Raw genomic sequence first — 13,946 nt, forward strand, 5'->3', positions numbered from 1 at the left:
AAACCTTCAAAATTCTTGCTGAGCGATATCGCAATCGAGGCAAAAGACTAGCATTAAGATTCAATCTAATTGCTGGAATTTATAACTTGGAGCTGAGTGAAAAATGACTTATGAAAGAAATCTAATATTAATCATATCCATATTACAAAAAAAGCCTATATCAACTGTACAGGGCTTTTTATGATTCATTGTTTCCAACCCCATTTATGAACCAGTGTTCCATAAATTTCTACGCTAAAAAATATCTCTATCCAAAGAATTCACCTCCCATCGTAGCCACCGCTCCCTAAATTTTGTAGAATAGCGTTTTTACCCCATGGTGCTTTTCTATGACCGCTTGGACTGCTCACGTCACTGTTGCGACAGTCGTTGAAAAAGACGGAAAATTCCTATTTGTTGAAGAACATACAGAAGGTGTGACCCATACTGTATTTAATCAACCTGCAGGTCATGTTGAAGCTGGCGAAACCATTATTGAAGCCGCCATTCGAGAAACCATGGAAGAAACAGGTCACGATGTAGAAATCACGAACCTCCTAGGCATGTATACTTATACTCCTCCGATGTTCCCTGATCGTACTTATTTCCGTTTCTGTTTCTTAGCTAAAGACATTCAGCACCATGCCGATGCACAATTAGACACAGGTATTGCCGGTGCAGTATGGATGACGCTTGATGAACTCATTGAGTCTGCCCGTGCGCGTAGTCCATTAGTCATCAAAGCTGTGCAAGATGCTCTTTCAGGTCAAAAATTTCCTTTATCGCTCATTTACGAGCACCAAAATTCTCCCTTAATTTCAAATTTGGATGCTTAATCCTATGCAACAACGTGTCATCGTCGGTATGTCTGGTGGTGTAGATTCTTCTGTATCTGCAGCACTTTTACTTCAACAAGGTTATCAAGTTGAAGGTCTTTTCATGAAAAACTGGGAAGAAGATGACGGCACGGAATACTGTACGGCAATGGAAGATCTTGCCGATGCTCAAGCCGTTTGTGACAAAATTGGAATCAAACTTCATACCGCAAACTTTGCGATGGAATATTGGGACCGTGTCTTTGAGCATTTCTTAGAAGAATATGCCGCAGGTCGTACACCAAACCCAGATATTCTCTGCAATAAAGAAATTAAATTCCGTGCATTTCTCGACCATGCTGTGAACTTAGGTGCTGACTTTATTGCGACAGGCCACTATTGCCGCCGTGGTGAAACGCTAAAAAATTCACGTGGTGAAGAGTATGCCCCTCTACTGCGTGGTCTAGACAACAACAAAGACCAAACCTATTTCCTACATGCAGTGCATGGTCGTGAAATTAACAAAACTTTGTTCCCTGTGGGTGAAATTGAAAAACCACAAGTGCGTAAAATCGCTGAAGAATTAGGTCTAATCACCGCGAAGAAAAAAGATTCAACAGGAATTTGCTTTATTGGCGAACGTCGATTTAATGACTTCTTAAAGCAATATTTACCTGCTCAACCCGGAAAAATCGTCCTAGACACGGGTAAAGAGGTTGGTGAACATCACGGCTTAATGTACTATACGCTCGGCCAACGTGGTGGCATCGGTCTTGGTGGTCTAAAAGGTGCTGAAGAAGGCGCTTGGTTTGTACTGCATAAAGATATCGAAGGTAATCGCCTAGTCGTTGGTCAAGGTCATGAACATCCACTCATGCAAAGCACCATTTTATGGTCTGAAGCGATTGATTGGGTGGCTGGTGAACAAGAGATTCCTGAATCAGGCTTCCGCTGCACAGCGAAAACTCGTTATCGTCAGCCTGACCAAGACTGTACAATATTTAAAGACCCTACAGCGCCAAATGGTGTGCGTGTCGAATTCGATGAGCCACAACGTGCTGTTACACCGGGTCAAAGTGTGGTGTTCTACACCGGTGAAGTTTGTTTAGGGGGTGGTGTGATTCATCATACCAATGCGCCTAAACCGGATTTTATTGAATAAGGATTGTTTCGGATGACAGAGTTACCGTTTCAGCAGCCTCAGACTCTGAATACTCGCCAAAATCGTGCATTGGCGTTAGCTGCTGTTTTTCAAGCGACACAGCTGACCCACATGACTGCATTGACTGGGCAACAGAGTATCGGGGAAAGCGGTAACTTTTATTTTGAACATCTCATTAAAGCCAGTTTAAATATCCGTCCTAAGTCGAATCAGTCTAGTCAGACGCTTGATTTTTTTAGTGGCTTGGCGGATATTTCGCTGGGATTAAAAACCTTAGAAAGTAGCATTACTCAACCCTTCAATACATCTCCCAAATCTAGACTTCCTAAACTTGCCAATACTAAGCTACCCATGACGTATGCGATGGCGTTATTGCAGTTAGAAAAGAAAGTCTATAGCAATCCTAAATTTGTCGAAATCATCGAACAATCCCAACAAAAAATTCTAAGACAGCTTTCCTTTTTTGATAATAATTATTTACATCCAAGTATCATTGCCAATTTAGCGCAAACCTATATTGAAACTGCAGGCCAAATTAATCCACGTATTATGGTTCGTGGTAATGCCGAAGCATTTAAAGACACTTCTCATACCAATCGCATTCGCGCCACCTTATTTACCGGCTTACAAATGGCACATTTATGGCGTCAGCTCGGTGGTAGCTCATGGGGTATGATTTTCAGTAAGCGCAAGCTACTACAAGATATTCAAGATCTTGCCCGTTTACAGTATCAGGTGGTTTAACTGATGCAGTACGGGCTTTTTGTTTTACGTTTAATTCCAAAATTTAAGGAATCGCTATGAACGCTTTAACCGCACTTTCTCCATTAGATGGACGTTACGCAAGCAAATGTGATGCTCTACGTCCCTTCCTCTCTGAGTTTGGTTTAATCCATGCTCGTGTGACTGTTGAAGTGCGTTGGTTACAAGCGCTTGCAAACCGTCCAGAAATCACAGAAGTTCCAGCATTCAGTGCTGAAACGAATGCTGCGCTTGATGCAATTGTTGCGAACTTCTCTGAAGACAATGCAAACCGCATTAAAGAAATTGAACGTACAACAAACCATGACGTAAAAGCAGTTGAGTACTTCTTAAAAGAGCAAATCGCACATATCGATGAGCTTAAAAATGCTGGAGAATTCATTCACTTTGCATGTACATCTGAAGACATCAACAACTTGTCTCATGCTTTAATGCTTAAAAATGGCCGTGAAGTTTTAGTTGCTGCGATGCAACAAATCATCGATTCAATCGTTGCTTTGGCTGAACAACACGCTGAACAACCAATGTTGTCTCGTACACACGGTCAAACTGCTAGCCCAACAACTTTGGGTAAAGAAATGGCGAACGTAGCTTACCGTTTAGCGCGTCAAATCAAGCAATTCAAACAAGTTGAACTTCTAGGTAAAATTAACGGTGCTGTAGGTAACTACAACGCTCATTACTCTGCTTACCCTGAAATTAACTGGCCTGCTCATTCTCAAGCTTTTGTAGAGTCTTTAGGTTTAACCTTCAACCCGTACACGACTCAGATTGAACCGCATGACTACATGGCGGAACTTTTTGATGCGCTACGTCGTTTCAACACAATCTTAATCGACTTTAACCGTGACGTTTGGGGATACATCTCACTTGGTTTCTTCAAACAACGTTTGAAAGAAGGCGAAGTTGGTTCTTCAACAATGCCACATAAAGTTAACCCAATTGACTTCGAAAACTCTGAAGGTAACTTGGGTATTGCGAATGCGGTATTGGCTCACCTTGGTGAAAAACTTCCTGTATCTCGTTGGCAGCGTGACTTAACTGACTCAACTGTGCTTCGTAACATGGGCGTTGGTTTTGCACAAAGCTTGATCGCATTTGAAGCTTGCTCTAAAGGTATTGGTAAACTTGAATTGAATGCTCAACGTATTCTAGAAGACCTTGACCATGCGCAAGAAGTGCTTGCAGAACCGATTCAAACTGTTATGCGTCGTTATGCAGTTGAAAAACCTTACGAAAAACTTAAAGCCCTAACTCGTGGTCAAGCAATGACTCGCGAAATGATGGTTGATTTCGTAAATGGTAACGAATTAGAAGCTGTTCCAGCTGCTGACCGTGCGCGTCTTGCAGAAATGACACCTGCAACATATACAGGTAATGCATCAACTCAAGCAGCAAACATTAAAGATCTTATTTCTAAAATCTAATTTTAGATAGATCAAAAAAAACGAGGCTTCATGCCTCGTTTTTTATTTATAATACTTCTGCTCTCTTTGAGATGAGGAGCATGCTCCGCAAGGAGATAGAAAATTTAGACGCAATTTTATTCTGCAGGGCAATATTTCGCCCAATCATCTTTCATCCTTTGTAATTCACAGCCTGTTAAAACATCTGAATAATAAACATAATATGTGGTATCGGGATATTGAATCTTATGGCGAAACATCATGCCGCGCAAAGACACAGAGAGCTCTTCTGGAAAATCACCTGTTAAATTAAGTTCTTCAAACTCATAGTTAAAATAACAATTTTGAGTCGCAATAAATGCCTCAACAACGGCCATAGTTACTACCAAATACTTAAACATCGATATTCATCTGAGTTTAATACAATCTTTTTAAAAATACTTATCCCCAGCCGCAAACTAAAGACATTTGAAAAAATAATGCACAAATTCTAGCGCCGTCTAACTATCACTTTTCATCGCATTATGGCTATACTTGCCGCGAATTATAAACATTGCACACCGATAAAAAATTTGAGCTTTGCCTTTTCATGATTGATTTCAAATTAAAACTTAAGCACATCTTAGCTTTTGCGTTATTAACTCTTGCCATTGTGATCGCCAGTATCCAACCTTTAGAAATGGAAGCATATATCCTCCATCAAATTGGCACAGCGTTTATGCTGATCGTGCTGCTAGTTTTCCTTTATAAAATAGGGCTAAGTTTCGCAACTGTTTGCCTGTATCTTGGCTTTTTACTGATTCATGTCATCGGTGCCCATTATTTATATTCTTATGTGCCTTATTCTGAATGGACACAAGCTCTCTTCGGTTTCAACCTTGACCAAAGCATGGGATGGTCTCGGAATATGTATGATCGGCTTGTACACCTTGCCTATGGATTGCTGCTCTATCCGTTCTTTTATCGCATATTTCAAATCTGGCTACCACAATTAAAAGCCGGAACACTCTTTTTATTGGTCGTACAATTCGTCATGGCGACCAGTTTATTTTATGAATGGATCGAATGGCTGATTGCCATTGGCTTATCACCAGAAGAAGCTGAAAATTATAATGGGCAACAAGGTGATATTTGGGATGCGCATAAAGATATGCTGCTCGCAACACTTGGTGCGATGATCACTGGTGGTATTTGTTTAATGACATCAAATTTGTTGAATAACGCTAAACAAAAGCCTGAATATTTTTTATCTTAAATACTGATGTTACGCACCTAGAAGTAATTTCTGATTTTAAAAATGATTTTTAAGTCTATTCGACGGAGTCTTACATCTAGGAATTGAATAACTGGATTAGCCTTCGGCTGGAGGTACTTTTACGAAACGATGTTTCTCATTCGGCAAAATGAGAAGCGAAGCTTCGCAAGGAAACCATCTTGCGGAGCAATGCTCCTCACCGCAAAACTCGTTCGCTCGCGTCTACGTATTCAAAGTATCGCAAAAACATTTTTGATTAGAAGCAGCCCTGTCTCAAACACTTGCGGATGACGTTACCGCGTATCGTTGTTTTATTTGAATCAAATTGCACTTCTGGTGTTACTGCGTAACATCAGTTAAATATTTAAGCAGTCCATTGAATTAAGATTGAATCTGACATTTGCGGATTCAATTTTCGGTCATAATACTGAAAGCACGCTTTTGCTCCCGCTGGCATTTTTTGTAGATCATCATCTATACGAAAATGCCGTGTATATTTTGTATGATTCACTAAAATTTCAACCCGCTCAAAAGGCTGTCTTTTATTTATATTTCCGCTACTCATATAACTCTGATAGGCCACAACAGTGCCGCAGGCTTCAGAGCGAACATCTACCTGTAGTGATGAACAATAAATATAGCCTGCCAACAGTGTTGCTGCTGGGCCAAACAGCGCAGCATACTGTTTCAGCACAGATTTTTTCACACTTTGAAAATGCAGCAAATATAGCCAAGGCCAAACCATTAGGCAAATGACACCACCTAAAATAAACAGAAAATTAGACATCATTATCATCAATATCTATGTACGCAACGCAATCTATCACAACAGCATCGTTTAGCATAAAAAAAGCTCACCGAAGTGAGCTTTAAATACTTTATAAGCATAAAGATTTTAAAATTTTAGATCTTTTAATTGAACGATATTTGCATTAGCTTTGCTCAATGATTCCATCACTTTAGACATGACAGCAGGAACCAATGAATCCGCAATTTGTGCTGCTTGTAAGCCTAACTTCTCACCCAGTGTTGGTTTTTTGCGGGTTTCAATCATATATACATCATGTTGTGGCATAAGACTTAATAGATATTCATCTGACGTTTGGAGTTTATCGACCAAATTGAGATCCATTGCATCTTGACCATACCAATGCTCACCTGTGGCAACTTTATCGACATTGAGCTGAGGACGGTATTTTTCAACAAAGTGTTTAAACAAGTTATGGGTTTGCTGTAACTCTTCTTCAAATTTGGCTTTACCTTCAGCAGTATTTTCACCAAACATAGTTACGGTACGTTTGAACTGACCCGCGGTATACAGTTCAAAATCGATATGTTTTTCTTTCAATAAACGGTTAAAGTTCGGCACTTGTGCAACTACACCAATCGAACCCACCACGGCAAATGGTGCTGAAACGATCTCATTTGCAATGCAGGCCATCATATAGCCACCGCTTGCAGCAACTTTATCCACGCAAATGGTTAAGTTAAATCCAGCATCACGTAAACGTACCAATTGTGCAGCGGCCAGACCATAGCCATGCACCATCCCGCCTGGACTTTCTAAACGTAAAACCACGCGGTCACGTCCTGCTTTTGCTGTCGCTAAGATCAGGGTAATTTCTTCACGTAGACTCGTTACCGCAGATGCAGCGGTATCACCATTAAAATCGATTACATAAATTTTTTGGTTATTCTTTTTACGTGCGCGCGCTTCTTTTGATAATTGTTGGCTTAGTTGCAGCAGCTCAAGTTTAGATGCAGTCGTTTGCGCAATTTTTTTTCGTTGTTCATTAATACGTGCATTTAAGTGGCTTACACGAATTTCCGCAGGCAACTTAGGATTATGAAATAGCATAAAATTGAAACTCATTTAATTCATATTTATGTTGTATAACATGTGGGTTGCATCACAAAAATTCAATCTATTTTTTGAAAATAATTCTCATTGAGCCAAATTGAGCATTTTATTTCTATCAAGACGTCTCTACCTAATTATTAACTTCATAAAAAAAGAGCCTTTCGGCTCTATTTTTAAACAGTCTAGATTAACCAAAACGCCCGGTAATATACGCTTCAGTCAATTGATGATCCGGTTGAGTAAAGACTTTTTCAGTGGAATTCACTTCAATCAAATCACCCAAATGGAAATATGCAGTACGGTCAGATACACGTGCTGCTTGTTGCATCGAGTGCGTCACAATCGCAATGGTATATTGCGCTGAAAGTTCAGTGATGAGCTCTTCTACTTTTGCTGTTGCAATCGGATCGAGTGCTGAACAAGGTTCATCCATCAAAATCACTTCAGGACTAACTGCAATGGTTCGCGCAATACAAAGACGTTGCTGCTGACCACCTGAAAGTCCTGTACCCGGTTGGTTCAAACGGTCTTTCACTTCATCCCAAAGGCCTGCTTTACGCAGACTATTTTCAACAATTTCTTCCATATCGTATTTGTCACGCGCCAATCCATGCAGTTTAGGACCATAAGCGACATTGTCAAAAATTGACTTTGGAAATGGGTTTGGTTTTTGGAATACCATGCCAACTTGCGCACGCAGTAATACCACATCAAGATTTGGATCATAGATGTCTTGATTATCCATGAGCACTTGCCCTGTCACACGACAAGAATCAATCGTGTCATTCATACGGTTGAGCGTACGCAGGAAAGTTGACTTACCACAACCAGACGGTCCAATAAAGGCTATCACTTCATTTTCATAAATGTTCAGATCTATGCCTTTGATCGCTTCAGATTCGCCATAGTACACATGCACATCATTGGTACTGATTTTCACATTGCTCGATTTCGCATCTTTTTTCGCGCTAGATTGCGTATCGAATTGTGACACAAACGCAGTATTGGTTTGTTTTTGGCTGCCCTGAGCAGAGGTAAATTGTGTTTGTTCTGGATTCACGGACTTATCCTGATATAAGGAATTCTTTTCAGTTGTAACGACGCTATTCATATAATGCCCTCAATTACCAGCGTACTTCAAATTTCTTACGTAACCAGATGGCTAAACTGTTTAAGCCGATCATGAGAGCAAGAAGTACAATGATTGCTGCTGCGGTACGTCCTTCAAAGAAGTTACGTAGCTCATTACCTTGCCAAAGGAAAATTTGTACAGGTAATGCAGTGGATTGATCTAAAGGAGTGGCTGGTACACTTGCCACAAAGGCACTCATACCAATCAATAATAATGGAGCAGTTTCTCCTAGGGCTTGCGCAACACCAATAATGGCACCGGTTAAGATACCTGGTAATGCCAGTGGCAAGACGTGGTGAAATACAGTTTGTAAACGTGATGCACCCAAACCTAAAGCGGCTTGGCGGATCGATGGAGGAACCGCTTTTAGTGAAGCACGTGTGGTAATAATGACCGTTGGTAAAGTCATCAAACTTAAGACTAAACCACCAACCACAGGAGCCGAAAGCGGCATATGCATCCAACCAATAAAGATCGCTGCACCAAGCAAACCAAAGACAATCGAAGGAACCGCTGCTAGGTTGTTAATGTTGACTTCGACAACATCGGTAATCCAGTTTTTAGGTGCAAACTCTTCTAAGTAAATTGCGGATGCTACACCAATTGGAATCGAAATAATGATCACGATCAGCATCATAAATAACGACCCCATAAACGCCCCAGCTAAACCTGAAGTTGCAGGTGAGCTACGAGAGTCTGGATTCTTAAATATTTCAGTATTAAACGAGTTAGTAATAACACCATCAGCTTTAAGTTTATCTGCAAGTTGGCGTACACCTGGACTCAATTGTTGCTGTTCATCAGGCAAGCTGCGGTCAATATTACCAGCCAACCAGACATCGACATTAGCATCTGCAAGGATTTTCAAATCTTGCTTTTGGCCAATCAATGATGGATCTGCCATAACCATGTCACGTAAGCGATATGCTTCTGAACTGGTATATAAACTGTTGAGATCATCACGTTGAGAGGCAATCGCTGGATCTTTTGCAATGATCCCATTCACAATCAGCGCATCCCAATCCACCATGCCCATTTCAGTTTGCCAAGCAATAAAACGCTCTTGGAACTGTGCAGGAGATTCACCTTCTTTTTGAACCGGTTTCGCTCCTACATTGACGATACTTGGATCAAAAAACACAGGCACCGTCATCGAGCTTTGCCAGAATGCTGGTAAGCCTTTGGCTAAAATACTGCCAAACAATAGCACGACGAACAATAAGCCAGTCACTACTGCACTAAAACCCAAGACACGGAAGGTATTTTCTTTACGGTGTCTTTTCGCCAATGAGTTTTCAATGATTTTCTTACGTTTTTCACGAAGCTCTGCGGCTGCGAGCGGATCAAAAGTTTGATCCATATTTGATGTATTCGTCGTACTCATTCGTATTGCTCACGGTATTTACGCACAATGTACAGTGCAACAATATTCAGACCTAAAGTAATCACAAACAGTGTTAAACCGAGTGCAAAAGCGACCAATGCTTGAGGACTCGCAAAGTCTGTATCACCTGTTAATTGGTTTACGATGGTAATGGTGACGGTAGACACCGCTTCGAGTGGGTTGATATGCAGTAAAGGACTGTTCCCTGCTGCAAGCACCACAATCATGGTTTCACCAATCGCACGAGATGCTGCCAATAAGAATGCACCGATAATGCCCGGCAATGCAGCTGGAATCACCACTTGACGAATGGTTTCTGATTTTGTCGCACCCAAACCAAGTGAACCGTCACGAAGCGCGCGAGGCACTTGGGTAATGATGTCGTCAGATAATGATGAAACGAATGGGATAATCATAATCCCCATCACAAAGCCTGCTGTTAAAGCACTGGTTGCATTAATATCGAGTCCGATATATGCACCGAGCTGTTTTGCAAAGGGTCCAATAATCATTAAGGCAAATACACCATAAACGATGGTTGGAATACCTGCGAGAACTTCAATAGCCGGTTTTGCCCAGGCGCGAAAACTTGGCTTGGCATATTCAGCTAAGTAAATGGCAATCATCAAACCAACAGGAACAGCAACCAATAGCGCAATACCACTGACCATGAGTGTGCCCCAAAGGAGTGGCAGCAAACCATAACTACCTTCGGCATTCCCTGATGTACTAAAACCGGGGTTCCATTCAGTGCCTAAGAAGAAATCTAGTGGACTGACAAAACTAAAGAAACGCATGGCTTCACTGAACATCGACATCACAATGCCAACTGTTGTCAGGATTGCGACACCCGAACACAGTGCCAATGCGATATTAATGACTTTTTCGACTTGGTTACGTGCACGATATTTTTCTGCGATGCGGCGTTTAGCCATGACTAAACCAATCAATGCCGCACAAATCACAATGGCCAATTTTGCATATGAGCCAATGTTTTCAATTTTCTTTAATTGTTCTGCTGCTGCAAGTTCATATGCAGCTGGCGTATCACTCACCCCAAAACCAGAAGCAATCGCTTGAACGCGGTCAACCATTACGCTCGTGCTTGCAGGATCTAAACTTAAACGAATATTTTCAGGGACATTATTTAAAATAACATGTTGAAAAATACTCGGTTCAACCAAGTTCCAAACAATCAAGATTAAAAAAGCGGGAATCCCACACCATAAAGCGACCAAAACACCATAGTAGCCCGGTCGTGAATGCAACATTGCTGAGTTATTGCCTTTACCTGCAAGTTTGCGACTTTTGGTCAGTCCAACTTGATAAGCGATTGCAATAATTGCGAGTAACACACCAATAAGTAGCAGATTCATGTAATCTCCACTGTTTTTTCAAAAGCCCTTCTTGAAAAAACTGTTTCTTTGCAAAAAGCCAATGGCAGGTCAATCCTGCCATTGGCTGTTTCAATCCAATTATTTAACTGCTTTACCAGCTTTAAAGTTTGCAAGAACTGCAGCGCGTTCTTTATCAGACATTGAAATTAAGCCTGCTTTTTCTAGCTTAGAACCTTTACCTGATACTTTTTTGCTTAAGAAGAATTCTGTGAACTCTTTTAAGCCTTTAATTGATTTTAAGTGCTCGCCTTTAACGTAGAAGAACAATGGACGAGATACTGGGTATGAACCATTTAAAATTGTCTTCTCAGACGGCGCTACATTATTCACTGTTGCTACACGTAGCTTGTCACGGTTTTGGTCATAGAAACCCAGACCGAATACACCGACCGCATTAGGTGAAGTTTTTAAGCGTGCCAATGTTTCTGTATAATCGCCCGCGATTTCAATCACACGACCATCTTTACGGAAAGTTGAACATGCTTTTTTCTGAGCATCTTTATCTAATTTTGCGAAAGCTTCATAAGTTTCACAGCCAGCATCGACCATTTTTTCTTGGAACACTTCACGTGTACCGTGGTTTGATGCAGGAATAACTAAAGTGATTGCTTCGTTTGGTAATGTTGGGTCGATTTGATTCCAACGTGTGTATGGGTTTGGAACCAATTTACCTTTTGATGGTAGTTCAGCAGCGAGTGCAGCAAATACGTGCTGTGGGCGAAGTTTGAATGCCGCTTTTTTCGCATTTGACGCAAATACGATACCGTCATATCCAACTTTAATTTCTAAGATTTGGTTAACGCCGGCTTTTTTACATGCAGCCAATTCAGTATCTTTAATTTTACGAGATGCGTTTGCAACGTCAATTGTGTTGTCGCCTACACCATTACAGAATTGTTTCAAACCACCTGAAGTACCGCCTGAACCTACGACAGGTGCTTTAAATTGTGGGAATGTATTACCAAACTCTTCTGCAACAATACTTGCATAAGGCAGTACAGTTGAAGAACCAGCAATTTGGATCGTGTCACGAGCTGCATTTGCAGTTGTAGCGACTGTTGCCCCAGTAGTGAGTACCATAGCAAGTGCGATATGATTTAAGCGCATTCTCATCTCTCTTTATTGATGCATTTATTGGAGTACGCCACTTTCTAATAAAGTCTTGTACTTTTTCGATATACGCATTTTGATTTTAGAGTATGACAGTTAGGTTACATCTTTATGACGCTTTTATGATAATTGATGATTGCACATTGATTTAAATATAATTCTTTATTTTTCAATACGTAATGAAATTTATCAAAGTATTGGTCTTATTTATTTCTACTTTGATATTCGTAAGAATTCATGTCACTGTCATATTTTGTCTTATTTTCTTTTTTCAAATTCTCCTCTTTTTCTGAATGATGCACATTTGCATGTTCGATTTTTTATTCACTCATATTCCAATAATTGAAATTTCATTACATTTTTAGTTCGCTCAATATGCAAGTTTACATAAAAACAGAGCCTAAAATGACCAGTAAAGCCATTGCGACATTTAATCCGGACTTGCCTGTGCATATGACTTTTGAAAAACATGACTGGCACTTACTTGCAGAATATTGGTATCCCATTGCACTCGCTCGAGACATTACAGAACAACCTTATGGCACCATGCTTTTAGATATGCCGCTCGTCATCTATAAAATGGGAGAAGAACTGATTGTCGCTAAAGATGCCTGCCCACACCGCGGCGTACCCCTAAGTTTAGGTAAAAATGATGGTCTAGGCGTGGTCTGCCGCTATCATGGTTTATGCTTTGGTGAACATGGTCATTGCAATCGCATCCCTGCACATCCTGAGCACAAAATTTCACCTCGTTTCAACTTGCGTACTTATGCCGCTGTTGAGCGTTATGGACTGATATGGTGTTCGCTCACTGCACCTAAAGATGCTGCGCCAAACATTCCCGTCATGCCGAATTGGGATGAAGCCGAGTTTCAGCAATTGGTGTGCCCAACGGTCGATTTTCAGTGTTTTGCTGGCCGACAACTTGAAGGTTTTATTGATGTGGCTCATTTTGCATGGGTACATCCCGATACCTTTGGCGACCCTGAAAATGTAGAAGTCCCAGACTACAAAACCATTGAGACTGAAACAGGATTTAATGCAGACTATTGGAGCAGTGTTGGGCGCTACCCGATTGGTTTAGAACAGCGCGGACAAGACGGCTTTCAATGGCTGCGCCATTTCGAAATTCATCTGCCGTTTACCGCAACGCTGACCATTCATTTTCCAAACAACAGCAAGCAAGTCATTATGAATGCGGCATCACCCATGACTGCCCGCTCGACACGCTTATTTGCGCCTATATGCCGCAATTATGACAAAGACTTACCGGTTGAAGATGCATATGAGTTTAATTTGAAAATTTTTGAGGAGGATCGTTTGATTGTGGAAAATCAGAAACCTGAATATTTGCCACTCGATTTATCATTAGAAGTACATTTCCCCGCGGATCGTAGTTCGAGTATGTATCGAAAACTACTGAGGAAAATGGGATTTAGTCCGTTATTTGCAGCGTGAAATAGGAAATATTTCGGTTAAAAAATCAATCAATGATTCATCAAAGCTCGCATAGTACCTCGCTATTTACAATCACCTCTCCCTAACCCTCTCCTTCAAGGCATAGGTATCTACACAAATCCCAAGTTTTGGGTTAAATTGAAGAGCATGCTCTTCAATTTAATATCTCCCATCTTGATACACGTCTCGTCAGACGATACAACGCCCTCGTAAAGCTTAATATGA

At 40.9% G+C, this 13,946-nt stretch carries 13 protein-coding genes and 1 pseudogene; 7 read left to right on the forward strand and 7 right to left on the reverse strand.

Annotated features, from left to right (window positions below):
* From FTT94_RS15050 to purB, 5 genes and pseudogenes are all read left to right on the forward strand, one after another.
* Window positions 1-107, forward strand: a pseudogene (locus FTT94_RS15050) (IS5/IS1182 family transposase); the annotation flags it as partial.
* A gap of 222 nt (window positions 108-329) precedes the next feature.
* A complete protein-coding gene (locus tag FTT94_RS15055; RefSeq protein WP_168379208.1) occupies window positions 330-815 on the forward strand; it encodes an NUDIX hydrolase in 486 nt (161 codons plus the stop codon).
* A 4-nt stretch (window positions 816-819) separates the two neighbouring features.
* Entirely contained in the window at window positions 820-1,956 is a 1,137-nt protein-coding gene (gene mnmA / locus FTT94_RS15060) for a tRNA 2-thiouridine(34) synthase MnmA (protein ID WP_168379207.1), read from the forward strand.
* Window positions 1,957-1,968: 12 nt separating this feature from the next.
* Window positions 1,969-2,700, forward strand: coding sequence for a high frequency lysogenization protein HflD (gene hflD / locus FTT94_RS15065; protein WP_078190181.1), 732 nt, complete (start codon window positions 1,969-1,971; stop codon window positions 2,698-2,700).
* A gap of 56 nt (window positions 2,701-2,756) precedes the next feature.
* Window positions 2,757-4,145 (forward strand): adenylosuccinate lyase, encoded by a 1,389-nt coding sequence (purB, locus tag FTT94_RS15070; RefSeq protein ID WP_180023456.1) that lies wholly within the window; start codon window positions 2,757-2,759, stop codon window positions 4,143-4,145.
* 116 nt (window positions 4,146-4,261) lie between these two features.
* Here the strand turns inward: purB and FTT94_RS15075 are convergent, their stop codons facing one another.
* Entirely contained in the window at window positions 4,262-4,501 is a 240-nt protein-coding gene (locus tag FTT94_RS15075) for a hypothetical protein (protein ID WP_180055204.1), read from the reverse strand.
* A gap of 212 nt (window positions 4,502-4,713) precedes the next feature.
* Here FTT94_RS15075 and FTT94_RS15080 point away from each other — a divergent pair, with 212 nt between their 5' ends.
* Complete coding sequence (locus FTT94_RS15080; protein WP_180147283.1) at window positions 4,714-5,379, forward strand: DUF2238 domain-containing protein; 666 nt, start codon at window positions 4,714-4,716, stop codon at window positions 5,377-5,379.
* A 364-nt stretch (window positions 5,380-5,743) separates the two neighbouring features.
* On the opposite strand, the gene FTT94_RS15085 is transcribed toward FTT94_RS15080, so the two are convergent.
* The 6 genes from FTT94_RS15085 to FTT94_RS15110 all read right to left on the reverse strand — a co-directional run bounded on the left by FTT94_RS15085 (window position 5,744) and on the right by FTT94_RS15110 (window position 12,260).
* Window positions 5,744-6,169 (reverse strand): hypothetical protein, encoded by a 426-nt coding sequence (locus tag FTT94_RS15085; protein ID WP_252725857.1) that lies wholly within the window; start codon window positions 6,167-6,169, stop codon window positions 5,744-5,746.
* Window positions 6,170-6,274: 105 nt separating this feature from the next.
* Complete coding sequence (gene sohB, locus FTT94_RS15090; protein WP_180009607.1) at window positions 6,275-7,237, reverse strand: protease SohB; 963 nt, start codon at window positions 7,235-7,237, stop codon at window positions 6,275-6,277.
* A 190-nt stretch (window positions 7,238-7,427) separates the two neighbouring features.
* Window positions 7,428-8,351 (reverse strand): phosphate ABC transporter ATP-binding protein PstB, encoded by a 924-nt coding sequence (gene pstB / locus FTT94_RS15095; protein WP_218945842.1) that lies wholly within the window; start codon window positions 8,349-8,351, stop codon window positions 7,428-7,430.
* 13 nt (window positions 8,352-8,364) lie between these two features.
* Entirely contained in the window at window positions 8,365-9,756 is a 1,392-nt protein-coding gene (pstA, locus tag FTT94_RS15100; protein WP_180171052.1) for a phosphate ABC transporter permease PstA, read from the reverse strand.
* Entirely contained in the window at window positions 9,753-11,132 is a 1,380-nt protein-coding gene (gene pstC, locus FTT94_RS15105) for a phosphate ABC transporter permease subunit PstC (protein WP_168379200.1), read from the reverse strand. The genes pstA and pstC overlap by 4 nt, the downstream gene beginning before the upstream one ends.
* 99 nt (window positions 11,133-11,231) lie before the next feature.
* Complete coding sequence (locus FTT94_RS15110) at window positions 11,232-12,260, reverse strand: substrate-binding domain-containing protein (RefSeq protein WP_078190190.1); 1,029 nt, start codon at window positions 12,258-12,260, stop codon at window positions 11,232-11,234.
* 408 nt (window positions 12,261-12,668) lie between these two features.
* Here FTT94_RS15110 and FTT94_RS15115 point away from each other — a divergent pair, with 408 nt between their 5' ends.
* Window positions 12,669-13,721, forward strand: a complete 1,053-nt coding sequence (locus FTT94_RS15115; protein ID WP_180171053.1) for a Rieske 2Fe-2S domain-containing protein — start codon at window positions 12,669-12,671, stop codon at window positions 13,719-13,721.
* Window positions 13,722-13,946 lie beyond the last annotated feature (225 nt).

The organism is Acinetobacter sp. YH12027 (assembly GCF_013420085.1).
Lineage (GTDB): Bacteria > Pseudomonadota > Gammaproteobacteria > Pseudomonadales > Moraxellaceae > Acinetobacter > Acinetobacter amyesii.

Coding starts and splice junctions, on each gene's coding strand:
- FTT94_RS15055 (WP_168379208.1), top strand. CDS start 330: ATGACCGCTTGGACTGCTCACGTCACTGTTGCGACAGTCGTTGAAAAA.
- mnmA (WP_168379207.1), top strand. CDS start 820: ATGCAACAACGTGTCATCGTCGGTATGTCTGGTGGTGTAGATTCTTCT.
- hflD (WP_078190181.1), top strand. CDS start 1,969: ATGACAGAGTTACCGTTTCAGCAGCCTCAGACTCTGAATACTCGCCAA.
- purB (WP_180023456.1), top strand. CDS start 2,757: ATGAACGCTTTAACCGCACTTTCTCCATTAGATGGACGTTACGCAAGC.
- FTT94_RS15075 (WP_180055204.1), bottom strand. CDS start 4,501: ATGGCCGTTGTTGAGGCATTTATTGCGACTCAAAATTGTTATTTTAAC.
- FTT94_RS15080 (WP_180147283.1), top strand. CDS start 4,714: ATGATTGATTTCAAATTAAAACTTAAGCACATCTTAGCTTTTGCGTTA.
- FTT94_RS15085 (WP_252725857.1), bottom strand. CDS start 6,169: ATGATGTCTAATTTTCTGTTTATTTTAGGTGGTGTCATTTGCCTAATG.
- sohB (WP_180009607.1), bottom strand. CDS start 7,237: ATGCTATTTCATAATCCTAAGTTGCCTGCGGAAATTCGTGTAAGCCAC.
- pstB (WP_218945842.1), bottom strand. CDS start 8,351: ATGAATAGCGTCGTTACAACTGAAAAGAATTCCTTATATCAGGATAAG.
- pstA (WP_180171052.1), bottom strand. CDS start 9,756: ATGAGTACGACGAATACATCAAATATGGATCAAACTTTTGATCCGCTC.
- pstC (WP_168379200.1), bottom strand. CDS start 11,132: ATGAATCTGCTACTTATTGGTGTGTTACTCGCAATTATTGCAATCGCT.
- FTT94_RS15110 (WP_078190190.1), bottom strand. CDS start 12,260: ATGCGCTTAAATCATATCGCACTTGCTATGGTACTCACTACTGGGGCA.
- FTT94_RS15115 (WP_180171053.1), top strand. CDS start 12,669: ATGACCAGTAAAGCCATTGCGACATTTAATCCGGACTTGCCTGTGCAT.